The sequence below is a fragment of the Nocardia wallacei genome (assembly GCF_014466955.1).
Lineage (GTDB): Bacteria > Actinomycetota > Actinomycetes > Mycobacteriales > Mycobacteriaceae > Nocardia > Nocardia wallacei.
The window spans coordinates 6,274,173-6,298,729 of record NZ_AP023396.1; the positions used below are offsets into that span (position 1 = coordinate 6,274,173).

Consider the following 24,557-nt stretch of genomic DNA (forward strand, 5'->3'; position numbering starts at 1 on the left):
CCAGTTTATGTCGTTCAATGTGGCTCCGCGGCGGGTAATTGACTGATCGAGCGAATTGCATGTAGTCACCAGTTGTCGCACACCAATAGATTTCCCCCGTCTAGCCTTTAGACAACCACTGAACCTTACCCAGCTTGGCATTCGCATCTCCATGCCACATCATGAAACGCCAGTCACTGTCCACCGGCTAGAGGAATAGGTCCTCAGTATGCACGGCAACGTGTAACCACCATCCCGGCTGCTCTGCGCAATAGGCCACCATCGCTCACAACCCACTGGCTGGACAAGAGCCCATGACGAACGGGTTGAGGCCATGCTCAAATGGATATCTTCCACTTGGAAGAGCAACTCAAAAGTCGAAATCGGAATATAAATGGCAACGGCTGAACCAGACCCGATTCCCATTTTGGGGACGTCTGGTTCTACTTTCTCCTTGCCACCGACTCCCGCATCTTCACCCCTCGCCGTAGCAGCGCCAACCGCACCGTGCCAGCATCCGCGCCCAGCTTCACTCCAACCTGCTTGAGAGTCAGACCCTCCACATACAGCTCGGCCGCCCGGTCGACCTGCTCCTCACTGAGCCCCTGCTGTCGCATCGGCACGCCCATCCGGTGCAGGTGCTTGCTCACGGTTTGACGCTGGATCGAGAATTTCTCGGCCAACTGATACACCGTCAGACCCCGCGTGTAGTCCCGCGCCAGCTCGGCCTTCTCGGCATCCGACAGCTTCCGGTTTCGCGGCGACATCGGCACCACGGGGCGATCAACACCCTGTTCAACCTCAGCCTGTGCCTCCGCTAACAGGTTTGAAAGCCCCTGGCCTGCGGCAACGAGATTGGAGCTGTGCCTCAGAAACCGCACCTCGAGAAGCCTTGGCATCTCCACTGCCAGAGCTTTGTCATTTCGAGACTCCGATTCGTCCGTGGTAGAGGTCGCGGTCTCCGTTAACTTCCCACGGTTGCCCCACGATTGAGCGACCGTCCGCGAACCGTTCGAGCGCCGCACTCGAGTCAGGCACCAAAGTTCGCCGGACCACGCCAACCGCCAGCACGAGACGGGAAGGTCGGGGGACTCGTCGCCCTCGCTCCAGTCCTCAGCACCCAGTTCGATCAGGACCGCTGCCGCGAACCGCGGAAGAAATGCGTCAAGTCACCAATTCTCACCACATCCGGATCGTGTCACATGAGGCGTCGGAAGCTCGGCCGGCGCGGCGGCAGTACGCGAACGGGCAATGGACTCGACATCCAGCCACAGGGGGGCAAAGCAGGGACGAAATGCCCTATTGCGGTGAGGGAATCGGAGGTCAGGCTTCGAGGCATCGATGTTTCAGATGAGGACAGATCATGACGATGCCGCCGCTGTTTCCACCGCCGACGGGGTCTGCGCGCCCCCCGAGGGAGCGTCTGCTGTGGCCCTGGATCCTGTTCGGCGCAACGGTTCTCGCTCTCTGTGGATATGCCGCGGTGATCAGTGCCGCCGTGGACTCGGCGATCCGGTCGTCCACCGAGACTCCTGCTGCGGTTGCTCCCCCCGCGGAGAGCCCCACACCCACTCCGGCGGTGCTGATCCCACCGTTGCCTGCCATACCGCAACCCAAAACCATTACCTACGAAGTCATCTCGAATGCCGCCCTGAATACTGTCGTCTACTTCGACGAGCGGTCCGATCTCGCGAAGGAGCCGGGTGTTCGCGCGCCGTGGACGAGGACCGTGGTGAACAATTCGGCGGTGACCGTCTCAGGGCTCAGTGCGCAGACCAACGGCACGTCGATCACCTGCCGGATCACCGTGGACGGGGTGGTGGCGGACGAACGGACCGCCACGGGCAGGTATGCGGCGGTCAATTGCTCCGCGCGCTGATGTTCGCACGAATTGCCTTGCGCCCGAGGGGCTGTAGTATGAGCGTCTCGCGGTAGACGAAGGAGTGGGGGATGCCGTACGCCGTTGTGGGGGTTGTGACCCTCCTTTTGTGGGTGTATTGCCTGATCGATGTCATCACGGCGCCGGAGAGCGAAATTCGGCAGTTGCCGAAGGCCGGGTGGTTGCTGGTGGTCATCCTGTTGCCGACCGTCGGCGCGCTGCTGTGGTTGTTCATCGGGCGGCCGATCTCCGAAGGCCGTAGTACGACGCCGAGCCGGTATCCCGAGTATGACCGGCCCGGACGGTATGTACCGCAGAATCCGGAAGCGGACGAGGACTTTCTGCGGGGCCTGCGAGAGCGAGCGGAGCAGCAACGGCAGGAAGCACGGCGGCAGGAGGCGGCCAGGCAGGCCGAGATCGACCGGCAACGCGAAGCGGATGAACTCTAGTTTCGAGAACTCCGCACCGGCCCGATTCGGCTCGGCGGCCAGATCTTGAAGACGGCCCGGCCGCGGACATCGCTGACGGGAACAGTGCCTCTGAACTCGTCGGACGCGTGCGCTCGCGAATCCGATGAATGGTTTCGGTTGTCGCCCATGACCCACAGATAGCCCTCGGGCACTCGCACGGGATCGAATTCACGGCCTGACCCGTTGCTCGACCGGTAGGAAAGGCCCGGCCGGTACGGGACGGTGTACCGGGCGTAGGGCTCGTCGAGGGCCTTGCCGTCTACGATGACTCGTCCTTGCGGGTCACAGCACTGAACCGTCTGCCCGCCCACCGCGATGACGCGCTTCACGAGGTCGTTCTCGTCGGGCGGCGCCAATCCGAAGAACGAGAAGAAGTCCTCCACCGGCCGGATGACCGGATTGCTCGATCGGGGCGACGAGTATCCCTTGTTCCAGGAATCGGTCGGTCCCATGAACACGACCACATCACCCGGACGCGGGTCGCCGAAGTAGTAGCTCAGCTTCTCGACGAATATGCGATCCCCGGTGCATCCCGCACAGCCGTGCAACGTCGGTTCCATCGACTCCGACGGGATCAAATAGGGCCGCCCGACGAGGTTGACGATGACGGCCGCGATCACCGCGGCGATCACCACCAGGAACGGCAACTCCTGCCAGAACGGCCGCCTGACCTTCTTCGCGACCACCCGCTCGGCCGAAGTATTCGCGCTGTCGTCCGCCCCCGGCATCGGCACGGAGCCGCCCTCCACGTCTGCCACGCCGAACAGCGTAGCGGGTGCGCCCGGACGGAAATCACTTTCACTTAGGAAAGCTAATGAAATATCCTGGTAACAGCCGGTTCGACAGCAGAGGAGTACACAACGCGCAGGGACAACGACGACAACGACAGACCTTCGGCGGACCCGGTAGGCACGACTCCCGAACGGAAGATCGGGATGTTCGCCTCGTTGGCGGTCCGCAACTATCGCTACTATTTCGCCAGCCAGATGGTGTCGAATACGGGCACCTGGATGCAGCGGATCGCGCAGGACTGGCTGGTTCTGAGTCTTACCGGCAGTTCCTTCGCCGTCGGCATCACCACCGCCATGCAGTTTCTGCCGATGCTGCTGTTCGGGCTGTTCGGGGGGGTGATCGCGGACCGCTTCCGCAAACGGCGGCTGCTGCTCTTCACCCAAGGCGCCATGGGCGTGCTCGCCGCGGTGCTCGCGGTATCGACCCTCACGGGGATGGTGCAGGTGTGGCACGTCTATCTGCTGGCGTTCCTGCTCGGGCTGGTCACGGTGGTGGATAATCCGACGCGGCAGACCTTCGTGGCGGAACTGGTCGGGCCGGGGCAATTGCGTAACGCGGTGAGTTTGAATTCGGCGAACTTCCAGTCCGCGCGACTGGTCGGGCCGGCGGTGGCCGGTGTGGTGATCGCGGCGGTCGGCACGGGATGGGCGTTCGCGGTCAACGCCTTGTCGTTCGTGGCCGTCATCGGCAGTCTGCTGATGATGCGACCCGCGCAATTGCGGTCACTGCCGCCGGCGCCGCGCCGGAAAGGGCAGCTGCGGGAGGGGTTGCGGTATGTGAGTACGCGGCCGCAGCTGATCTGGCCGATCGTGCTCGTGGGTTTCATCGGGACATTCGGATTCAATTTCCCGACCGTGCTCTCCGGCTACGCCTACAACGTCTTCCACGTCGACGCCGGAATGTACGGGCTGCTCAACACGGCGCTGGCCGCCGGATCGCTGCTCGGCGCCCTACTGGCCGCGCGCCGGACCCAGGTGCGGTTGCGGATGCTGGTGATGACGGCCGTCGGCTTCGGCGTGCTGGAGGCGGTGACCGCGTTCGCGCCGGAGTACTGGCTGTTCACGGCGATGCTGACGGTCGTGGGCCTGCTCGGGCTGACGTTCAACACGTCCAGCAACTCGATGGTGCAACTGGCCACCGAACCGGTCGTGCGGGGCCGCGTCATGGCGCTCTACATGATGGTCTTCACCGGCGGCACCCCGATCGGCGGCCCCATCGTCGGCTGGATCACCGAACGATTCGGCCCCCGCATCGGCCTGTTCGCCTGCGGCACCGTCTCCGCCGCCGCCGCGGTAGCCGTCGCCCTGATCCTCGCCCGAGTAGGCCGCCTACGCCTCCAACTCTCCCGCCGCGGAGTCGAGTTCGTCCCCCGCGAACCCCTGACCGCCCTCGCATAGCCTCGTGGCACGGGCCAGTAGTGTCTCTGGGCATGGCACGGGATGAGCGCGGTGTGACCGCCCAGAGTGAGGACTTCGCTGCCTGGTACAACGAGGTGGTCTTCAAGGCCGGGCTCGTGGACCGGGGTCCGGCCAAGGGCACCATGGTCATTCGACCGTACGGGTATCGGTTGTGGGAGCAGTTGCAGTCCGAACTGGATCGGCGGATCAAGGCGACCGGGCACGAGAACGCCTACTTCCCGCTGTTGATCCCGCAGAGCTACCTCAGCCGCGAAGCCGAACATGTGGAAGGGTTTTCACCCGAACTGGCCGTGGTCACCCACGCCGGCGGCAAGGACCTCGAAGAGTCGCTGGTGGTGCGGCCGACGTCGGAGACGATCATCGGCGAGATGATGGCCAAGTGGATCAGCTCGCACCGGGATCTGCCGCTGCTGCTGAACCAGTGGTCGAACGTGGTGCGGTGGGAGCTGCGGCCGCGAATGTTCCTGCGCACCACCGAATTCCTGTGGCAGGAGGGGCACACCGCGCACGTCGACGCGGCCGACGCGCACCGGGAGACCAAGCTCGCGCTCGACATCTACCACGAGGTGGCACGCGACCTGGCCGCGATGCCGGTGGTTCCGGGCGAGAAGACGCCGGGCGAGCGGTTCGCGGGCGCGGTCGCCACGTTCACCATCGAGGGCATGATGCGCGACGGCCGCGCCCTGCAGGCGGGCACCTCGCACTACATGGGCACCAATTTCGCCACCGCCTTCGACATCCGGTACACCAGCGACGCCGGCCGGGACGAGTTGTGCCACACCACTTCCTGGGGCATGAGCACCCGCATGATCGGCGGCATCGTGATGACCCACGGCGACGACAAGGGCCTGGTCTTCCCGCCGCGGCTGGCGCCGTACCAGGCGGTGATCGTGCCGATCACGCGCGGCGGCAACACCGCGGTCGAGGCGGCGGCCGACGACCTGGCCCGCCGCCTGCGCGCGGCCGGGGTGCGCACGCACGTCGACGCCCGCCCGCAGCTGAGCCCCGGATTCAAATACAACGAGTGGGAGATGCGCGGCGTCCCGCTCCGGCTCGAGCTGGGGCCCCGCGATCTGGAAGCCGGGACCGCGATGCTGGTGCGACGACTCGGCGACGAGGGCAAGCAGGCCGTGCCGATCGACACCCTGCCGGATGCGCTGCCCGGCGTGCTGGACGAGTTCCAGGCTTTCCTGCTCGCCCGCGCTACCGAATTCCGTGACAGCCACACCCGAACAGTCGACGGCTGGGACGATTTCGCCGACGCCGTGTCGACCGGCTGGGCCCTGGCCCTGCACTGCGGCACCCCAGCCTGCGAGGAGGACATCAAGTCCGGCACCGCCGCCACCCCGCGATGCATCCCGCTGGACGGCGAACCGGCGACGGGTGCCTGCGTACGATGCGGCGCCGCATCGGCTTACGGCAAACGAGTGATCTTCGGCCGCGCCTACTGAGACAGCCGCGCGACCTGGTGACATAGGTGGCCTGCATCACAGTTTGACCGGGTCTGACGCGCTCGAGTAACGTCGCGGCAGTGGCTACGAAGCAGGGCGCCAAGGCCAGGCGCCACTACGGCGGTCGCACCGCCGAAGAGCGGGCCGGACAACGACGGGAACGACTGTTGCGGGCCGCGCTCGAGTTATTCGGCACCCAGGGGTATTCGGCCACCAGCATCGAGCAGTTGTGTTCCGCGGCAAGCATTTCCACGCGCAGTTTCTACGAGGAGATGAGCAGCCGGGAGCAGCTGCTGATCGCACTGGCCGACGACATCATCGGCCGCGCGGTCGCCGCCGCGCTGGCCGAGATCGAGGCGGCCGACGAGCTGCCCATCGCCGAGCGGATCGCCCGGGGAGTCCGCGTCTATCTCCAGATCACCTGTCGCACACCCGCTTCCGCGCGGGTGTGCTACATCGAGGTGGTCGGGGTCAGCGATGCCGTGGAGCGGTGGCGGGCCGGGTGGCGGACTCGTTTCCGTGAGCTGCTGCAGGACGAGGCCGAACGCGCGGTGTCGCGTGGCGAGGCCCGGCGGCGGGACTACCGGCTGTTCGCGATCGCGGTGATCGGCGCGGTGAACTCGATGGCCCAGGAACTCGCCCGCCACGAGCCGGAATCGCCGCTGACGCCGGACGATATCTGCGACGAGATCAGCGCGCTGGTGCTGGCCGGGATCGCCTGAGCCCCTGCGACTTCAGCTGACCCAGGGCGGGGTGAACCGGCTGACGTCGGCGAGTTCGCCGGAGAATCCGACCGGCACGCTCACCATCAGCACGGCCGGTGACTCGCCGGGGTTGTCGACCCGGATGCGAGCGCCGCCCGGCACGACGGCGGCGTCACCGGCCGACAACCGTTCGGGCACCTCGTCGATCGCGAGCACGATCTCGCCCGCCAGCATCACGAACACCTCCTCCCCCAGCACGCGATGCGGTGCTCCAGCGGTGCCGGGAGCCACCTCGAGCCGCCAGACGCACAGCTCGGTGCTGCCGGTGCCGGGCCGGGCGTAGGAAATGAAGCGGGCGTTGTGCATTTCGTGGACATCGGCCTCGGCGGCACGGACGACGGGCATCGGACATCTCCTCTTTTGTCAAGTTTCTTGACTATATAGTCAAGCTACTTGTCTTATCTGTCAAGTGCCAAGATGCAACCATGCCGACCCGCGCCGCCGCGCCCGCCCAGGACCTGCCCATGCTGCTGCTCGCGGCCGCCGCGGAGGTCACCGACGCCGTGCACGCCGCGGTGGCCGCGGCCGGTTTCGACGATGTGCGCCCCACCCACGGATTCGCCTTCGCCCGCATGGCGCCCCACGGCGCGACGGTCGGCGAGATCGCCGAACACCTCGGCGTCACCAAGCAGGCCGCCAGCCAGCTGGTCGAGGAATTGGTGAACAAGGGCTACGCCCAACGCAATCCGCATCCACGCGACGCCCGCTCCCGGCTCATCACCCTCACCCCGCGCGGGTGGGCGGCGACCCGGGCCGCCGACGCCGCGGCCGCCGAATTCACCGCGCGATGGGAAGCCGCCCTCGGCCGCGAGCGAACGGCCGGGCTGCGCGAGGCGCTCGCGCGAGTGGTCGCGCCGGGCAGAGTCCGGCCCTCGGCGTGGTGAGCGACTAGGCTCGACGCCACCGTCCCCGCGATACGAGTCCGCCATGCCCGACTACGCACACACCGACCACGCCGCCAAGGGCCGCGCCGACAAGGCCCGCCGCCTCGCGGCCTATCTCTGGCAGCGCGACATCACCGGCGCCGACCTGCTCGCCCTCCCCGCCGCGACCCGGCGCAAACTCGCCCGCGCGGCCGACACCAATCCGCCGAGCACCGACGAGACCTGGGCCATGGTCGCGCGCCTGCTCGACGAGAAAGACGACTGGGCCGCCCGCCACCCTGGGCACCCCGCGGCACGCCGATCACACCGCGACGAGAAGATCCTGTGGGTGAAGCCGCCGGTGAAGCCGTGGACCGCGCCCGGCCCGGGGTCTTGACAGCAAGAAATGAACAAGGGTTCACTCCTTGATGTGGCACCCGACTACGAACAGCATTCCGGCACCCGCCCCGCGGCCTGGCGCGACGACGCGACCAGCGGCGACGACTCGCCCTACGCCGGCCTTCCCGCGCCGGAGGCCGATATCGCCTACCGCACGCTGACCTACGAGGTGACCGGCCGCATCGCGCGGATCACCTTCGATCGGCCCGAACACGGCAACGCGATCACCGCCGACACCCCGATCGAGCTGGCACACGCGGTCGAGCGAGCGGATCTGGACCCGCGCGTACACGTCATGGTGGTGTCGGGCCGCGGCAAGGGCTTCTGCGGCGGCTACGATCTGTCGATCTTCGCCGAGGGCGGATTCTCCCCCACCGGCGCGGCTCAGCCCACCACGGGCACGGTGGTCGATCCCGCCGTACAGGCCCGCAACCACAATCCTTGGGGCACTTGGGATCCCATGGTCGACTACCAGATGATGAGTCGGTTCAACCGCGGTTTCGCCAGCCTGCTGCACGCCAACAAGCCGGTCGTGGCGAAACTGCACGGCTTCGCCGTGGCCGGGGGCACCGATATCGCCCTGTTCGCGGACCAGATCATCTGCGCCGACGACACCAAGATCGGCTACCCGCCCACCCGCGTGTGGGGCATCCCCGCCGCGGGCATGTGGGCGCATCGTCTCGGCGATCAGCGCGCCAAGCGGCTGCTGTTCACCGGCGACTGCCTGACCGGCAAGCAGGCCGTCGAATGGGGCCTGGCGGTCGAGTCCTGTCCCGCCGCGGAACTCGACGAGCGCACCGAGCAACTGCTGCAACGAATCTCGCAGGTGCCGATCAACCAGCTGATCATGGCGAAGCTGGCGCTCAACAGCGCGCTGCTGGCGCAGGGCGTGACGAACTCGGGCATGGTCAGCACGGTCTTCGACGGCATCTCCCGTCACACCCGCGAGGGCTACGCGTTCCAATTGCGCTCGGCCACCGTGGGTTTCCGCGAGGCCGTGCGCGAGCGCGACGAGCCGTTCGGGGACTGGAAGCGGGCACAGTTCGAGAAGGGTTCGGGCGCAGAAGAATAGAGTCTGTATCCCCGACCCGTACAGGACGACCGGAGAACGCCGCTCAGCCGAGATCGATATCCGTGCTGCGCTCAGCGCCCGCGATCACTCTCTCGGCCAGCGACCGGACCGCCTTCGCCTCGTCCTCGGTCATGTCGTCGATGAACAGCCGCCGCACCAGCTCGACGTGGTGGGGGGCGGCCTGCTCGAGGGCGCGGCGGCCGGAATCGGTCAGCCGCACCAGGACGCCGCGCGCGTCGTCGGCGGCGGGGGTGCGCGACACCAGGCCGCGAGTGTCCATGCGGCCCAGATGCTTCGACAGGCGGCTCTTGTCCCAGCAGATCTCGGCGGCCAGCTCCTTGGCCCGCAGGCAACCGCCCGGCGCCGCCGACAATGCCACCAGAATCTCGTAGTCGGACATCGACAGCCCGTCGCGGGCCAGCCCGGCCGCCATCGCCGCGTCCAGGCGCTGCCGCATCCGGATGTACGCGGACCAAGTCGCCTGTTCCGCGTCGCCGAGCCATCGCACCATGGGAATGATCCTAACCGTCGTTTGGTTGACATGGACACCAACCCATCGAGGAGGTCCCGATGCCCGCCGTCACCGTCGACAACATCCTGGTGCTACCGCGGCTCACGCGGCCGGACGACACCGCGCGGCAGCGTCCGGTCCGCGGTATCAGCACGGCGCACCGGCAGCGCGAGGGCGCAGGATTCGAGGTGCGCCGGCCGTTCCCCAGCACGGAGCTGCGCCAGGCCGACCCGTTCATCCTGCTGGATCAGATGGGCCCGGTCGCCTACGAGCCCTACGAGGCCAAGGGCGCGCCCTGGCATCCCCACCGCGGCTTCGAGACCGTCACCTACATGCTCGACGGCACGATGGTGCACCACGACTCGAACGGCGGCGGCGGTGTCATCAGCGAGGGCGACACCCAGTGGATGACGGCCGGCTCCGGCATCCTGCACGACGAACTGCCCGCCGAGGAGCTGGTGATCTCCGGCGGGGTCTTCCACGGCATCCAGCTGTGGGTGAACCTGCCGCGGGCGCGGAAGATGGCGCCACCGCGCTATCAGGACCTGCGCGCGGGCGAGCTGACGCTGGTGAGTTCGCACGACGGCGGCGCGCTGGTCCGCATCATCGCGGGCGAGATCGGCGGCTTCGCGGGCCCCGGCTCCACCTACACCCCGATCGCCTACGCGCACGCCTCCCTCAGCCCCGGCGGACGGCTGGAAACGCCGTGGCCGCAAGAGTTCTCGGCGATGGCGTACGTGCTCGCCGGTAGCGGCACCGCGGGTGCCGACGGCCGCCCGCTCACCGAGGGACAGCTCGCGGTGTTCGGCCCCGGCGACGCGCTCACCCTGACCGCCGACGAGGCCCAGCACACTCCGTCCGGTGCGCTGGAGGTACTGCTGCTCGGCGGCGCGCCGATCCGCGAGCCGGTGGTGCAATACGGGCCCTTCGTGATGAACTCGCGCAGCGAAATCATCGAGGCCATCGAGGATTTCGAGGCGGGCCGGATGGGGCACATTCCGGCCGAGCACGTGACCGGGCGACGACTGGGCGAGTAAGCGGCTCTCGGCCGCCCAGTTGACAATCCGCCGAGCCATCAGAACAGTAGACTCCGCGGATCCCGGTCCGGCCCCTCGGGGAGTGCCGACCGGCCCGTCTCAGACGACCCATCAGACATCGAGGAATACATGAACGTTCGCAGGCTAATCGTGTCCGCCAGCGCGGGACTGATCACCCTCGCGGCCCCGATCACGCTCTCCACCTCGGCCTCCGCCGATTCTTTCGTTCCCTCCGGCTCGGCCGGAACCGGCTCCTCCGGCATCGATGACGTCATCGGCGCCACCGGATCCTCGGGACTCGCCCAGACCGGCTCGGCCGGCGGCACTTTCAAGAACTGCGACGAGGCCCGCGCCGCGGGTCGGGCGCCGCTGTTCCGCGGCGAGCCCGGCTACTCCCCGCACCTGGACCCCGACGGCACCGGAATGGCCTGCCCGACCGTCTGAACGGCTCTCAGAGCGGCATTCGCGTAAACGACGACACCCGGTGTGGCAGCGTGCCACACCGGGTGTCGTGTGTCCGGGCTCAGCGGCGGAAGACCTTCACCAGCACCAGCAGCAGGACCAGCGCGCCCGCGCCGATCAGGCTGTACTTCACCTTCGGCTCGTTGACCTTCGCGACCACGGCCTGTTTGGTGTTGTCGGCGATCCGCTGCGGGTCCGCCCGCACCGCGAGTTCGTCGAGTGTGTTCGCGAGCCGATTGCGCGCGGCTTCGATCTCCCGCTCGATGCCCTCGGTTTCCTTCGCCACAAGTGTCTCCTGATATTCGTCGTCGGTCGGCGTGCGTTGCTAGGGGAGGAGTCTATCCGGCGCGGGGAAGTCGTCGCCGTTGTCACCGCTGTCGATTACCGTGCTTGGACATGACCGAGAACCGACTCAGTCCCGGCGACACCGCGCCGGAATTCACCCTCCCCGACGCCGACGGCAAGGAGGTGTCCCTCGCCGACTACCGCGGCCGGAAGGTGATCGTCTACTTCTACCCCGCCGCGAGCACGCCGGGCTGCACCAAGCAGGCCTGCGACTTCCGCGACAATCTCGCCGAACTCGGCGGCGCGGGCATCGACGTCATCGGCATCTCCCCCGACAAGCCGGCCAAGCTGGCCAAGTTCCGCGACAACGAGAAGCTCACCTTCCCGCTGCTGTCCGACCCCGACCGCGAGGTGCTCACCGCCTGGGGCGCTTTTGGCGAGAAGACCATGTACGGCAAGAAGATCACCGGGGTGCTGCGCTCCACCTTCCTGGTCGACGAGGACGGCAAGATCGCGCTCGCCCAGTACAACGTGCGCGCCACCGGCCACGTGGCGAAGCTCCGCCGCGATCTGTCGGTGTAGTCCGCCGCTGCCGACGAAACGGCCCGGGACATGCTGTCCCGGGCCGTTTCGTCGTTCAGACGCGCGGCATCATCTGGGCCGCCCACTGGACCATCATGCGCCAGTGGTTGTCCCACCACTTGCCGAATTCCGCGGTGCCGAACTGCGGCGGCGCGGCCTCGCCCGGGAACAGCAGCGAGCCGTTGGGGGCGCCGACCGGGACGGTGGGGGCCGGGATCACCGAGGACGGGCCCGTGGCCGCCGGTTCCGCGTCGGAGTGGTGCAGCAGCGTCTGGGGCTGTCCCTCCGAAACCTCGGAATCGGATGACTCCGAGTCGAATTGCCGTACTCCGAGGCGATCGGAATGGCGGGAGCGCCAATTGACGGTGGCCGGGTCGACGGTGATGATCTCGGGATCCTGCTCCGAGACGGCGGATTCGTCGCTGGCTCCCCACTCGGCGCTCCGCCGCTGTGTGGGGAACGCGCGGTGGGTCTGGGCCGCTACCCGGGCATCGGTCAGCTCGGAGCCGGAGCGCGACGTGCCTGTCGCGTGGTAGGCGCCGCCGACGACCAGACCGCCCGCCAGCACGCTCGCCGCCGCGAACACGGCTGTGGCGCCGCGCGAGACCCGGGCGCGGGCCTCGCTCTCGGCACCGGCCGAGGGCGGCTGTGCCACCAGCGCGGCGCCGATCGCCGATCCGGCCGCGGCCACCTTGCACGGCACGATCGAGGCGCCGAAGCCGGCGCCCAGCGCCGAGGTGACGGCGGTATCACCGGCGGCGGAACCGATCAGCACCACCGCGTCGGGCTCGACACCGGCGGCCTCGAACTGGTCCCACGCGGCCGTGACCGCGGGCCGCATCGTCTCGCGGGTGATCACGCCACCCGCCGTCGTCAGACCGGCCAGCACCCGGTCGCGGCCCGGGGAGATCAGCGAGAAGCCCTGGTAGCCGGGCACCACCTCGCAGATCACCAGATGGTCGAAGCCGTCGACCCAGGTCATGGCACGGGCCAGTGCGAGATGCGCGGACTTGGCCGACACCAGCGACGCCGTGCGCCACGGGCCCGAGGCCAGGCCGGTGACGATCGCGCGGCGCTCGGCCGCGTCGCGGTAGGTGACCGCCGCGCCGACGGCCTCGTAGTCGGCGCCGAGTTCGGCGTCGAGATCCGCCAGCGCGGTTTCGACCGCGTGGGCCAGATCGTGTGTGCCGTCGCCGCGGATCTGCTGGGTGCGATGGTGCAGAATTCGCTCCGGCAGACTGTCCGGGCCGTTGCGCAGCGCCACCGCCTGCACGGCGCCGCGCTCGGTGGAAACGCCGAATGTCACCACTAATCGAGCCACTACTGATCAGCCTTCCGCCTGGTCGATGGACGCTCACTCGGTTATGTGTTCGTCACCACATCTGGTACGGATGGGTTATGAACGGCAATCAAACCGGACACACTCGGTGCCGCCGCGTGTCATCAGCGTGTCGCTACCGCTAGCCTGGTGACGTGGTGGAAGCGCGCACGGCAATGAGGTCGAACCGACGTGCGGACCCCGCGTTGGAGTTGCAGGACGACCCGCGGGAACTCATGCCCCGCCGCCGCCCCACGCAGGAACGCAGCAAACGCAAGTTCGACGCCCTCCTGCAGGCATCCCGGGAACTGCTGGTGGAAGTCGGCTTCGAATCGTTCACGTGTGAAGAGGTCGCGGCCCGCGCCGAGGTCCCCATCGGCACGCTGTACCAGTTCTTCGCCAACAAGTACGTCATCGTGTGCGAACTCAACCGCCAGGATCTGGTCGCGGTCTCGCAGGAACTGGCCGACTTCCACGGCGAGATCCCGTCGATGGACTGGCTGCGCCACATGAACAAACTCGTCGACCACCTGGCCGACCTGTGGATGACCGACCCCTCCCGCCGCGAGGTGTGGCTGGCCATGCAGTCCACCCCCTCGACCCGGGCCACCGGCGCCATCCACGAGAAGGAGTTCGCCGAAGTGGTGCAGCAGATGCTGCGCCCCTTGATGCCCCGCACGCCCCGCGCCCGCCGCTCCATGATGGCGCAGGTCCTCGTCCACGTCGTCTACTCGATGATGAACTTCTCCGTCCAGGACGGTCTGAGCCACGAGGCCGCCGTATCCGAACTCAAGCGCCTCATGGTCGCGTATCTGCTCGTGGCGGAGAAGGAGTCCCGCACGGGCGGGCAGCGCGACGAGTAGGCGGAGTGCTCAGGAGTTGATGAGGTCCGCCAGTTCGCCCGGGTCTTCCAGGACGACCATGGCGGCGGCGGTGTCGCCGTCGTGGGTGAGGGAGAGGTGGACCCGGACCCGGGGAAGGAATTCGGCGGCGAGGCCGTGCAGTTTGATGCTGGGGCGGCCCCAGGCGTCGTTGACCACCTCGATGAGTGGGTACGGGTTGTCGCCGATCTGGGGGCTGCGGGCGAAACGTGATGAGGCCCAGGCCTTCAGGACCGCCTCCTTGGCCGCCCAGCGGGCCGCGTAGCTGCGCGCGGGGTCGGTGCCCTTGCTCTCGCAGTAGCGGCGCTCCCCCGCCGTGAAGCTCTCCCGGAGCATCGTGGTTCCGGCTCGCTTCAACTGTTCGGCGAACTCGGAAATTGTCACCAGGTCCAGCCCGATCCCCAAGATGGTCACAGCGTCGCAGCTCCTCAACCGTCTGTGCACCGCGGCGACCGCGTCACCGCCGTTCGTTCAATGAACTCGAACACGACGACCGCCGCTCGTGACGGCGATCACCGATCCGGCTGCAACATACCAGCGGCGCAGCCGTTCCTCACCGACAACGGGAGACGGACCGCGGGGATGTCCGCCCGCCGGGTGGCATGCGGCAACCGCTGCCGCGAATATGGCTGCGCGGCAGCGGTTTCCGTCGATTCGGGCTCAGCGGCAGGCGGGCCCGCCGTCGGTCACGTAGGTGCCGTCCTGCGCCAGGCGCGCCTGGGGCGAGAGCAGCATGTCGGCCTCCAACTGCCGGATCTGCCGCGACGGCGTGCCGTCCGCGCCCAGCCGGCGGTCGGCGGGCCGCTCGTACAGCGGAGCGCCGCCGCACATGGCCTCGACGAACCGCTGCCGTCCGGCCAGCTGCCGCTCCTGCGCCCGGCGCAGGTACTCCTCGCGCCGCTGCGGGTCGATGGCCTGAACGAATGCCTGCGGGTGCACGACCGCGAGCAGCCCGGACACATGGCCGAAGCCGAGCGAGGTGACCAGACCGGCCTTGAGCGCGAACCGATCTCCGAACCGCAGCGGCTCACGCGCCCACACCAGGTGCGGGTACTCGGCCATCTTGTCGTCGACGCAGTCGAGGCTGCGGTTCGGCGGGATCACGCCCTGTTCCAGCACCTGGCACAGCCCGATCAGCTGGAAGGCCGCCGCGCCGCCCTTGGCGTGGCCGGTGAGCGACTTCTGCGAGATCACGAACAGCGGCGCGCCCTCAGACCGGCCCAGCGCGCCCGCGAGCCGCTCGTGCAGCTCCGACTCGTTGGGATCGTTCGCGGCCGTGGAGGTGTCGTGCTTGGACACCACCGCGATGTCGTCCGGCCCCACTCCCAGCTTGCGCAGTTCGGCCGCCAGCCGCGACTGCGCGCCGCCCCGGCCCGCACCCAGCGCGCCCAGCCCGGGGGCCGGGATCGAGGTGTGCACGCCGTCGGCGAACGACTGCGCGTAGGCCACCACGCCCAGCACGGGCAGCCCGGCCTCCAGCGCGATGTCACCGCGCGCCAGCAGAACCGTTCCGCCGCCCTGGGATTCGACGAATCCGCCGCGGCGGCGGTCGTTGGCCCGGGAGAAGTAGCGGTCGCTGATGCCCTTGGCGCTCATCGCGGCCGAGTCGGCGGTGGCCGACATGTCACCGAAGCCGACGATGCCCTCGATACCGAGATCGTCGTAACCACCGGCGACCACGACCTCGGCCTTGCCGAGCCGGATCTTGTCCACGCCCTCCTCGACCGACACCGCCGCGGTCGCGCACGCCGCGACCGGGTGGATCATCCCGCCGTAGCTGCCGATGTAGGACTGCACCACATGCGCCAGAGCGACATTCGGCAGCGCCTCCTGCAGGATGTCGTTGGCGCGCGGCTCACCGAGCAGGTTGTCGATGTACAGCGACCGCATGGAGGACATGCCGCCCATACCGGTGCCCTGGGTGTTGGCCACCAGCGAGGGGTGCACCCAGCTCATCAGCTCGGCGGGGCTGAACCCGGCGGACAGGAACGCGTCCACGGTGCAGACGATGTTCCACAGCGCCACCCGGTCCACCGAACTCGCCATGTCCGGCGAGATGCCCCACTTGGTCGGATCCCAGCCCTGCGGGATCTGACCGCCGACGGTGCGCGACAGCTTCGCCTTGCGCGGCACGCGAATCTCGGTGCCGGCCTGGCGAGTCACCTGCCAGTCACCGGAATCCGGCACCGGCGCGACGATCGTGTGCTCCGGATCGGCGGCCTGGAAGGCGCGCGCCTCGGCCTCGCTGGTGACCACGAACGACAGGTCCTTGTCCAGGAACACCGAGGTCAGCAGCGGCGAGGTGTTGTCGACCATGGCGCCGTCGTCGCTGTAGCGGCGCACACCGCAGCGGGCCACGACCGTGTCGTGGTAGCGCTCGGCCACCTCCGACTCGTCCACGTACTCACCGGATTCGGCGTCGTACCAGCCGGGCTTGGGCTCGTTCTCCCAAGTCACCAGGCCGGTGGTCCACGCCAGCTCCAGCACGCCGGCCGCCGACAGCTCGTCGGAGACCTCCATCTCGAAGCGGGTGCGGGCCGAGCCGTAGGGGCCGAGTTCACCGGCGCCGACGATGACGACCATGTCGGTGAGATCGGCTGTCACCGTGCCCCATTCGGGCACCGGCAGCGCCGAGGTCAGCGTCGGCGGCGTGGGCAGGGCGGCGATGGTCCGCTCGGCGGACGCCGATTCCGCTGTGCCGGAGTCGGTTTCGGCGTTCTCCGCCTCCTTCGCCAGCGCGGGCAGATCGAGCTTGGCGCGCGCCAGGCCGCCGGTCAGGTCGATCTGCTGCGGGCCGGACGCGGTCACCACGCGGGCGCGGCTGGTGCACCACTTCAGCAGCTCGTCGGCGATCTCCGTGGTCGACCAGGTCTGCACACCGGCCTGCTCGACCGCCGCGACCAGCGGATCGTTGTGGCCCATCAGCCCGGTGCCGCGCACCCAGCCGATCAGCGCGTGCACCAGGGTGACCCGCTGCGACCACGACTTCTCCACCTTCCACTTGGCGACCACGGCGTCCAGCGCCGCCTTGGACTCGCCGTAGGCGCCGTCACCGCCGAAGATGCCGCGGTTGGGCGAACCCGGCAGCACCACATGCAGTTTCGCGTCCACGTCGTGGTCGGCGCCGAGGCCGGACAGGCCGCCGATGAGGCGCTCCACCGACCACAGCAGCACCCGCATCTCCATCTCGGCGCGGGCCCCGGCGTCGGCCAGGTCGCCCGCCACCCGCGGGGCCGCGAAGGGCAGCAGCAGCGTCGGCGTCATCGCCGGTTTGACGAGAATCTTCGCGCCACCGGCGTTGTCGGTCTGCTCGTTGCCCACCCAGTCGATCAGCGCGTCGACGTCGGCGTAGGACGCCATGTTGGCGGGCACCACCCACAGGGCCGCGCCGTGCCGGGCGTTCTCGCGGTAGAGGCGCTTGTAGAACCCGAGCCGGTTGTCATCGAGCTTGGAGGTGGTGACGACGACCGTCGCGCCGCCACCGAGCAGGCGCCCCGCGGCCGCGGCCGCGATGGAGCCCTTGCTGGCTCCGGTGATCACGGCGATGTCCGAGGACCAGGTACCGGCCTGCTCGGTGTCCAGCGCCGCCTCGGCGATCCGCTCGTAGACCCCGGCGAGCACCGAGCGCGCCTCCGCCATCGCCCGCTGCCGCCACCAGTTCGCCTGCGCCGCAACGGTTTCACCCGCACCGACGAAGGTGTCGACCGGCAGCTCACCGAGGTCGGCGTCGTCGCCGAGCCACAGCCGCGCCAGATCCTCGCGGGCGGTGGCCCAGCGGTCGTCGATCAGCACCGCCTTGCGGCCGTCGAAGGCCGGGGCGACCAATCGCGGCCAGTCCGAACCGAGTTCGGCCGACACCAGGTCGACCAGCGAGTCGTCGGTGGCCTCCGGCGCGGACGCCTGCTCGGCCAGCCCCAGCTGCTCCAACACGACTCGGGCGGCCGTGGCCAGTACACCGTCGCGACCGGTGATCTGCTCGGTGAACTCGCCCAGCGCGGCGGCGTCGACGGTCGCGCCGCCGCCACCACCGGCGGCGGGCAGCGAGACGCTGACTCCGCGCCGGGCGGCCACCGACTGCACGGCGGCGTCGATCGCGGCGTCCACGGCGGCACCGTCGCCGAGCGCACCCGAGACCAGGCCGCCCAGGTCGCCACCGCGCACGCTGGCGCCCTCGCGGGTCCCGAGCGACACCTCGGCGGTGACGTGGTGGGCCCAGCCGTCACCGAGTTCCCACACCTTCTTCACACGGTCGGCGATGGCCGCCGGGCGCTTGCCGGAGGGGCCGAACACCTTGCGCAGGTGGTCGCCGACGGCGTCGGACAGCACCGAGCCGAACGGCTTGTAGGTGCGGGCCAGGCGCTCCACGGTCGCCGAGAGCGCGCCCATGTCGGCGTCGGCGGCGCCGTCGATGGCGCCCAGCGACAGTTCCGAGCCGAGGTCGACCAGCAGCTGGTTACGCCGCGAGGACACGCCGTCGCACAGGCTCTCGATGGTGTCCACCGGGCCGATCTGGTCCAGGCGCAGCTTGGTCCACAGGGCGATCAGCACGCGGGTGGCGTCGGCGGCGGTGAACGGGATGTCGTCCGGACGCGGACCGCCGGAGGCGGCGACCGGGGCCGGAGCGGCAGCGGCCGGAGCGGCAGCGGCGGCCGGGACCTGTTCGGCCGCAACCTCTTCCGGCTCCTCCACCGGAGCCGGGTCGGTGTCGGTGGAATACACCACCCCGGCCTCGCGCTCGATATTGAGCACCTCGACCTTGGCGGTGGCGAACTGCGGCAGCTTCAACGTGTTGGTGGCCAGGTTCGCCACGGTCGGCGTCGCGGCCAGGCCGATCTCGACGAAACGCTCCACCCCGAGCCCGCCCTCGGCCGGGTCGCCGAACAGCAGGTCCTGGGTCTCGATCCAGCGCACCGGGCTGGCGAACTGCCAGGCCAGCAGCTCGATCAGCACCACCCGGCACAGCTCGTTCGGGCGCGCGGACCAGTTCTCCCAGTCGGCCAGCACCCGGGCCAGCGGCTCGGACGGGACCAGCTCCGCGATCTCGGTGAGGAACTCGCGCTCCAGCGAGAAGGGTCGCGGCACCAGGTTCGGAATGTAGCGTCCCGCAAGGACTTCGGGGTGCAGGTTCTCCGGCAGCAGGTCCTCGAGCTTCTGCCGGAACTCCGGCACGCCCTTGCGCAGCACGGTCGAATGGAACGGCACGTCGATGCCGGGCACCAGCACGAAGGCCCGCTTGCCGCCGAATTCCGCACGGCGGCGCTCGATCTCGGCCTCCAGCTCCTCGAGGCCCTTGACCGTGCCGGCGATCGCGTACTGCGAGCCGCGCAGGTTCAGGTTGACGACCTCGAGAAATTCACCGGCACGAGTTGCGACCTCCGCGACGAAGTCGACGACCTCGGCGTCGGGCAGTCCGATCTGCGACGGCCGGATGGCGGCCATGCGATAGTCGCTGCGGCCCTGGGCATCCCGCGGCACCAGCTCGTGCATGGCCGAGCCGCGCTGGAACACCACCTCGAGCACGGCCTCCAGCGGCAGCACCCCGGCGACCGCGGCGAGTGCGTTGTACTCGCCGACCGAGTGCCCGGCCAGCATCGCGCCCTCGACGAAGGCCCCGGCCTCGCGCAGCTCGGCCACCTGGGCGACGCCCAGGGTCGCCATCGCGACCTGGGTGAACTGCGTCAGGTGCAGCACGCCCTGCGGGTGGCGGTACTCCACGCCGCGGGCCTTGAGGTAGGTCGGGTTGTCGCGCACCACGGCCAGGATGGAGAAGCCCAGCGCCTCGCGGGTGTGCTTGTCGGCGCGGTCCCACACCTGCTTCGCCGCCTTGGAGCGCGAGCGAGCATCCAGGCCCATCCCCTTGGACTGGATGCCCTGACCGGGGAAGGCGTACACGGTCTTGGGCGCGGCGAGCCGGCCGGTGCCGGTCATCACCAGTTCGCCCGCGGCGCGGCAGGAGACCTCGATGATCTCGCTGCCCTGGTCGACGGCGATCCGCTCGACCCGCACGTCGATCTCGGCGCCGGGTCGCACCATGCCCAGGAACCGGGTGGTCCAGGCGGTGAGAGTCCGTGCGGGAACCGGGGATTCGGGGTCGACGGCGGACACCGCGTGCTGCGCGGCGGCCGACAGCCACATGCCGTGCACGATCGGGCTGCCCAGCCCGGCCAGCTTGGCGGCGTTGTCGCTGGTGTGAATCGGGTTGTGGTCACCGGACACCGCGGCGAAGGCGGCCATGGCGCGCGGCGCGACCATGGTGAGATCGCGGCGGCGGCGCCGCGGGGTGTCGGTGGCGGAGTCGGAGACGGTGCCCGCGGCGCGCGGCGGATCGGTGAGTTCACCGGCGCCGGTGCGGCCGCGAATCGCGAAGCGCTCCACCAGTTTCGCCACGGTCGGGGTCTCGAGGCCGTGATCGCGCATCACGCCGACGGTGACGTTCACCTCGACGACGCGGCCCAGGTCGGTGTCGAGCACCGACGCGGACTCGGCGCGCACGCTGAGCACCGCCGCGCTGTCGGGCAGCGCACCCACCAGTTCGATCCGGTGATCGAGGTGCACCAGATCCAGCATGCCCTCGATGACGGCGGCGCCCGCATCGGTGCGACCGGCACCGAGCACCGCGAAGACGGCGGGCCAGCACGCGCCCACCAGCACGTCCGGCACGGTGCGGCCGATGGTGCTCAGGCTCGGCGGCAGCCCGGAGCCGGTGACTCCGGCGTGGTCGGCGATCAGATCCGGGGTCCAGGCCGTGTTGACGTGCGCGACGTGGATGCCGTCGACGGACTTGACCTCCGGCAGCGACTGCCCGGCGGCGACCGCCAGCAGCGCCGACATGGCGGCCTCGGCATCGTCCTCGGTGATCACCGGCGCGCCGCCGTTGTAGACCGAGGCGGGCACGGTGATGCGGATGCGCACCGCGTCCCGGCCCTGCCCGTTTTCGCCCGGGTGGGAGCCCTGCGTGGTTCCGCTCGCCGCCGTCTCCGGGCTCTGACCACCCGGGCGGGGCAGCGGCACCGAAAGTTCCACGTACGCATGGTCGTTCGTGGGGCCCTCGGTGGCGCGCAGGGTCGCACCGGTCGGCGGGTGCTTGGCGCCCTTGCCGTTCATGGTCCACTCGCTCAGATCACCGAGCCGGTGGATCGGGTTGACCGTGGTGCGTCCGGCCCACTGCACATCCGGCGCGGCGAGCACGATGTCGATCGCGCCCGCGGCGACCTCGACGCGGCGGCGGCCGTCGACCGCCTTCGGCGTCACGCCGTCGCGCATCAGCGCGTAGGCAGTGTTCTGTTCGAACCGGTCCAGCAGCTCGCCGACCGGCTCGTCGACCCGGGTGATGCCCGCGACGGACACCGTGCCCGGGATGACACACACCTGGTCGGCGGAGTAGCGCGGGTCGTGGGCCTGCCACAGCGAGTCCGACCGCCACCAGCGCCGCACGTCCTGATCGACGACCGGCACGAAGTTCACCGGCTTGCCCGGGGTCTTGCACAGCGAGACGAAGAACGGCACGTCGGCCGGATGCAGCACGGTGTTCGCGGCGGCGGGGTACTGCTCCTTCAACGCGCAGATCGCCTGCACCGGCTGCTCGAACGCGTCGTCATCGCCGAACAGGGTCGCGATCTCGCCGCGGTCGGCGGGGTGCAGCCGCGATTCGGTGCGGCGCATCATCTCCGCGAACCGGTCGCGCCAGGTGATGTCCAGCCACACCGAGCGGGTGGCGTCGGCGATTGCCTCGCCCAGGTCGCTGCCGCAGTCGAAGTCCCTGCGGCGGTCCAGGCCGACCGCGAGTTCGACGTAGCGCTCCAGCCATTCCAGGTAGGTCATGGTGGCGACGTCGCCGAAGTACGGCTTGGCGGTGCTGTTGAGCGCCTCGATGATCTCCGCGCGCCGCTCGGCGACCGCGTCGGCGTCCCCGGCGACCTCGTCCAGCAGGCGGCCGGTGCGCGAGGCCGAGTTGTCGATCTCGTGGATGTCGGCGCCCAATTGGCTTCGGCCGGACGCCATTCCGCCGACCGCGGTGCCCGCGCCCACCCAGTCGGGGGTGCCGGGGGTGTCGACCAGCAGCTGCTTCACCTCGGGGGCCGTGGTGGCCTCCAGTGTCGCCATCGCGGCGGTGCCGACCAGCACACCGTCCAGCGGCATGGCCGGATAACCGTGTGCCACAGACCATTCGCCGGTCAGGTACTCGGTGGAGCGCTCGGGGGTCCCGATGCCGCCGCCGACGCAGACCACCACGTTGGCGCGGTTGCGCAGCTCGGCGTAGGTCTCCAGCAGCAGATCGTCGAGGTCCTCCCAGGAGTGGTGACCGCCGGCCTTGCCGCCCTCGATGTGCATGATCACCGGGTAGTCGCCGACCGCGTCGGCGATGCGCAGCACCGCGCGGATCTGCGCGACGGTGCCGGGCTTGAACGCGACGTGGGTGATGCCGACCTCGGAGAGTTCCTCGATCAGCGCCACGGCCTCGTCCAGTTCGGGGATCCCCGCGGTGACGATCACGCCGTCGAGCGGCGCGCCCGCCGACCGTGCCCGCTGCACCAGCCGCTTGCCGCCCAGCTGCAGCTTCCACAGGTAGGGGTCGAGGAACAGCGAGTTGAACTGCACCGCGCGACCCGGGTGCAGCAGCGTCCGCAATTCGGCCACCCGGTCGGCGAAGATCTGCTCGGTCACCTGGCCGCCGCCGGCGAGTTCGGCCCAGTGGCCCGCATTGGCCGCGGCCGCAACGATTTTCGCGTCGACCGTGGTGGGCGTCATGCCCGCCAGCAGGATCGGCGAGCGGCCGGTCAGGCGGGTGAAGGAGGTCTCGACCACGACGCGGCCGTTGGGCAGGCGCACCGGCCGGGGTGCGAACGCCGACCACGCCGGGGCCACCTCGGGCGCGGCGCCCGGGGTGAACAGGCTGCGCTGCCCGGGACGGGTCGCGACCGGGACGGCGCCGACGCCGGTGCCCTTCAGCGAGCCCTGGGTCAGCCGGGTCAGCAGATCGCCGGGGCCGAGATCCAGAATCCAGTGGGCGTCGGCCGAAACCACTCCGTCGACGATCTCCACCCAGTCGACCGGGTCGACCAGGATCGCGCGCGCCAGCTCGGCGGCCAGCTCGGTGTCGATGTCGCACTGGGTGGCCCATGCCGTCACCAGGTCGACCGTGTCGGCCAGTGCCGGGTGGTGGAACGCCACCTCGACCTCGACATCCTCGAACACCGGCGCGAACACGGCGCCGCCACGCTTCTTGGCGTCCCGGTCGCGGGTCTGCTCGTCGTGGATCCGGGCGCAGTGCTGCCGCACCCGGTCGAGCTGGGATACGGTGCCGGACAACACGACTCGACGCCGTCCGTTGCGGATCGACACCACCGCGGCAACATTCGGGTCCACGCCCCGCGAGACCTCGGCCACGACGGCGCGCAGCTGTTCCGGGTCGACGTTGGACACCGCGACCATCGGCGACTTCGCGCCCACCGGAATCAATCCGCGGCGGCGTGCCACCAGCGTCGCGGCGGCGCCGATCAATTGGGCCAGCGCCAGCAGTTCGGCGTCGCGCGCGCCGTGGGTCTCGGCGGCCTTGGCGGCGAGCAGGCCCTGCGAGTGGCCGACCACCGCGACCGGCGCGTGCTCGGCCGGGTCCAGTCCCTGCAGCCGCAGCGCCCGCAGCGCGGCCACCTGCGCCAGGAACACGCCCGGCATGGAGACCGCGGCGGAACGCAGCACCTGCTCCGAGGGTGCGGCCGACACCTCACCCTCCAGGTCGGCGAGGTCGTCCTCGAGCATCCACCCGATCGGATCGAAGCCGACGGGCCGCACCACCAGCAGCTGCTCCGCGACCGGCGCGAGCACGGCCGCGGCCTCGTTCACCAGGGCGGTCAGTTCCGGTTCCAGCGCGCTGTCGCGCCCGATCTCCTCCAGCTCACCCAGCCATTGCGCGCCCTGCCCGCCGAAGGCCAGCGCGTACGTCTCCCCGGCCAGCAGCCGGTCCAGCAGTGACGACTTGATCGCCGTATCCGGAGTTCCCCCAACAATCTTGGCGTTCGATCCGGTCTCGGTGCTCTCGTTGATCGTCAAGACGTTCGACTTCCTTACTCGTGGCGGCTGGTCCCTCGTGGGGGCCGCTGTCCATGCGCAGGTGTCCCTCGCCCCTGAGGACCTGATGAAACCCGAGGATCGCACAAATCATGAGGAAATCCTCACGTTTGCCGACCGGTCACCGTCACTACCGCCCAGTATTTCGGTACGTCCGTACAAGAACGATCCCAAACATGACCCTCCCTCATATTTGAACCCGCTGGTGGAGCCAGTTACACCGCCGTAGGAAAGTTGAGGGTCCCTCACATTGGCCGTTACCCTATTGTTATAATCCCAGGTCGTGTTACTCGTGGGTACGAAACACCCCGGGGGAACTTCATGAT

The 24,557-nt window shown here is 69.2% G+C and carries 20 protein-coding genes; 12 read left to right on the forward strand and 8 right to left on the reverse strand.

What is annotated here, in order from left to right:
- Window positions 1-422: 422 nt before the first annotated feature.
- Entirely contained in the window at window positions 423-860 is a 438-nt protein-coding gene (locus NWFMUON74_RS35770; protein WP_197986923.1) for a helix-turn-helix domain-containing protein, read from the reverse strand.
- 482 nt (window positions 861-1,342) lie between these two features.
- Here NWFMUON74_RS35770 and NWFMUON74_RS27970 point away from each other — a divergent pair, with 482 nt between their 5' ends.
- Together NWFMUON74_RS27970 and NWFMUON74_RS27975 are read left to right on the forward strand one after the other, a co-directional pair.
- Entirely contained in the window at window positions 1,343-1,858 is a 516-nt protein-coding gene (locus NWFMUON74_RS27970) for an MmpS family transport accessory protein (protein WP_187684736.1), read from the forward strand.
- Between the two features lie 71 nt (window positions 1,859-1,929).
- A complete protein-coding gene (locus tag NWFMUON74_RS27975) occupies window positions 1,930-2,307 on the forward strand; it encodes a PLD nuclease N-terminal domain-containing protein (protein WP_187684737.1) in 378 nt (125 codons plus the stop codon).
- Here the strand turns inward: NWFMUON74_RS27975 and lepB are convergent.
- Window positions 2,304-3,056 carry a signal peptidase I gene (gene lepB / locus NWFMUON74_RS27980; protein ID WP_187689468.1) on the reverse strand — a complete coding sequence of 251 codons (753 nt, stop codon included), beginning with the start codon at window positions 3,054-3,056 and terminating at the stop codon, window positions 2,304-2,306. The two genes, NWFMUON74_RS27975 and lepB, sit on opposite strands and share 4 nt — an antisense overlap.
- Before the next feature lie 207 nt (window positions 3,057-3,263).
- Between lepB and NWFMUON74_RS27985 the strand changes: the two genes are divergently transcribed.
- The 3 genes from NWFMUON74_RS27985 to NWFMUON74_RS27995 all read left to right on the forward strand — a co-directional run bounded on the left by NWFMUON74_RS27985 (window position 3,264) and on the right by NWFMUON74_RS27995 (window position 6,711).
- Window positions 3,264-4,517 carry an MFS transporter gene (locus tag NWFMUON74_RS27985; protein WP_187684738.1) on the forward strand — a complete coding sequence of 418 codons (1,254 nt, stop codon included), beginning with the start codon at window positions 3,264-3,266 and terminating at the stop codon, window positions 4,515-4,517.
- A gap of 32 nt (window positions 4,518-4,549) precedes the next feature.
- Window positions 4,550-5,989, forward strand: coding sequence for a proline--tRNA ligase (gene proS / locus NWFMUON74_RS27990; protein ID WP_187684739.1), 1,440 nt, complete (start codon window positions 4,550-4,552; stop codon window positions 5,987-5,989).
- 80 nt (window positions 5,990-6,069) lie between these two features.
- Window positions 6,070-6,711, forward strand: coding sequence for a TetR/AcrR family transcriptional regulator (locus tag NWFMUON74_RS27995; protein ID WP_187684740.1), 642 nt, complete (start codon window positions 6,070-6,072; stop codon window positions 6,709-6,711).
- 12 nt (window positions 6,712-6,723) lie between these two features.
- Here the strand turns inward: NWFMUON74_RS27995 and NWFMUON74_RS28000 are convergent, their stop codons facing one another.
- Window positions 6,724-7,098, reverse strand: a complete 375-nt coding sequence (locus NWFMUON74_RS28000; RefSeq protein ID WP_187684741.1) for a cupin domain-containing protein — start codon at window positions 7,096-7,098, stop codon at window positions 6,724-6,726.
- 80 nt (window positions 7,099-7,178) lie between these two features.
- Here NWFMUON74_RS28000 and NWFMUON74_RS28005 point away from each other — a divergent pair, with 80 nt between their 5' ends.
- Genes NWFMUON74_RS28005 through NWFMUON74_RS28015 form a run of 3 tightly spaced genes read left to right on the forward strand, consistent with a single transcriptional unit; the run spans window position 7,179 to window position 9,087 of the window.
- The gene (locus NWFMUON74_RS28005; RefSeq protein ID WP_232110638.1) at window positions 7,179-7,637 is read left to right on the forward strand and encodes a MarR family winged helix-turn-helix transcriptional regulator; all 459 of its coding nucleotides are present in this window, start codon (window positions 7,179-7,181) and stop codon (window positions 7,635-7,637) included.
- Between the two features lie 43 nt (window positions 7,638-7,680).
- Entirely contained in the window at window positions 7,681-8,013 is a 333-nt protein-coding gene (locus tag NWFMUON74_RS28010) for a hypothetical protein (protein WP_187684742.1), read from the forward strand.
- 33 nt (window positions 8,014-8,046) lie between these two features.
- A complete protein-coding gene (locus NWFMUON74_RS28015; protein ID WP_232110639.1) occupies window positions 8,047-9,087 on the forward strand; it encodes a crotonase/enoyl-CoA hydratase family protein in 1,041 nt (346 codons plus the stop codon).
- A 43-nt stretch (window positions 9,088-9,130) separates the two neighbouring features.
- Here the strand turns inward: NWFMUON74_RS28015 and NWFMUON74_RS28020 are convergent, their stop codons facing one another.
- A complete protein-coding gene (locus NWFMUON74_RS28020) occupies window positions 9,131-9,598 on the reverse strand; it encodes a MarR family winged helix-turn-helix transcriptional regulator (RefSeq protein ID WP_187684744.1) in 468 nt (155 codons plus the stop codon).
- Between the two features lie 59 nt (window positions 9,599-9,657).
- On the opposite strand from NWFMUON74_RS28020, the gene NWFMUON74_RS28025 reads away from it, so the two are divergent.
- Both NWFMUON74_RS28025 and NWFMUON74_RS28030 read left to right on the forward strand, forming a co-directional pair.
- Complete coding sequence (locus tag NWFMUON74_RS28025) at window positions 9,658-10,635, forward strand: pirin family protein (RefSeq protein WP_187684745.1); 978 nt, start codon at window positions 9,658-9,660, stop codon at window positions 10,633-10,635.
- Between the two features lie 129 nt (window positions 10,636-10,764).
- A complete protein-coding gene (locus tag NWFMUON74_RS28030; RefSeq protein WP_187684746.1) occupies window positions 10,765-11,079 on the forward strand; it encodes an excalibur calcium-binding domain-containing protein in 315 nt (104 codons plus the stop codon).
- A gap of 79 nt (window positions 11,080-11,158) precedes the next feature.
- On the opposite strand, the gene NWFMUON74_RS28035 is transcribed toward NWFMUON74_RS28030, so the two are convergent.
- Window positions 11,159-11,383 carry a DUF3618 domain-containing protein gene (locus NWFMUON74_RS28035; RefSeq protein ID WP_187684747.1) on the reverse strand — a complete coding sequence of 75 codons (225 nt, stop codon included), beginning with the start codon at window positions 11,381-11,383 and terminating at the stop codon, window positions 11,159-11,161.
- Between the two features lie 110 nt (window positions 11,384-11,493).
- Here NWFMUON74_RS28035 and bcp point away from each other — a divergent pair, with 110 nt between their 5' ends.
- Window positions 11,494-11,964: a thioredoxin-dependent thiol peroxidase gene (gene bcp / locus NWFMUON74_RS28040; protein ID WP_187684748.1), complete on the forward strand. Its 471-nt coding sequence runs from the start codon at window positions 11,494-11,496 to the stop codon at window positions 11,962-11,964.
- A 55-nt stretch (window positions 11,965-12,019) separates the two neighbouring features.
- On the opposite strand, the gene NWFMUON74_RS28045 is transcribed toward bcp, so the two are convergent.
- Window positions 12,020-13,285: a DUF7159 family protein gene (locus NWFMUON74_RS28045; protein ID WP_187684749.1), complete on the reverse strand. Its 1,266-nt coding sequence runs from the start codon at window positions 13,283-13,285 to the stop codon at window positions 12,020-12,022.
- Between the two features lie 173 nt (window positions 13,286-13,458).
- On the opposite strand from NWFMUON74_RS28045, the gene NWFMUON74_RS28050 reads away from it, so the two are divergent.
- Window positions 13,459-14,145, forward strand: a complete 687-nt coding sequence (locus tag NWFMUON74_RS28050; RefSeq protein ID WP_187684750.1) for a TetR/AcrR family transcriptional regulator — start codon at window positions 13,459-13,461, stop codon at window positions 14,143-14,145.
- 9 nt (window positions 14,146-14,154) lie between these two features.
- Here the strand turns inward: NWFMUON74_RS28050 and acpS are convergent, their stop codons facing one another.
- Complete coding sequence (gene acpS / locus NWFMUON74_RS28055; protein ID WP_187684751.1) at window positions 14,155-14,577, reverse strand: holo-ACP synthase AcpS; 423 nt, start codon at window positions 14,575-14,577, stop codon at window positions 14,155-14,157.
- A gap of 246 nt (window positions 14,578-14,823) precedes the next feature.
- Window positions 14,824-24,213 carry a type I polyketide synthase gene (locus tag NWFMUON74_RS28060; protein WP_187684752.1) on the reverse strand — a complete coding sequence of 3,130 codons (9,390 nt, stop codon included), beginning with the start codon at window positions 24,211-24,213 and terminating at the stop codon, window positions 14,824-14,826.
- Window positions 24,214-24,557 lie beyond the last annotated feature (344 nt).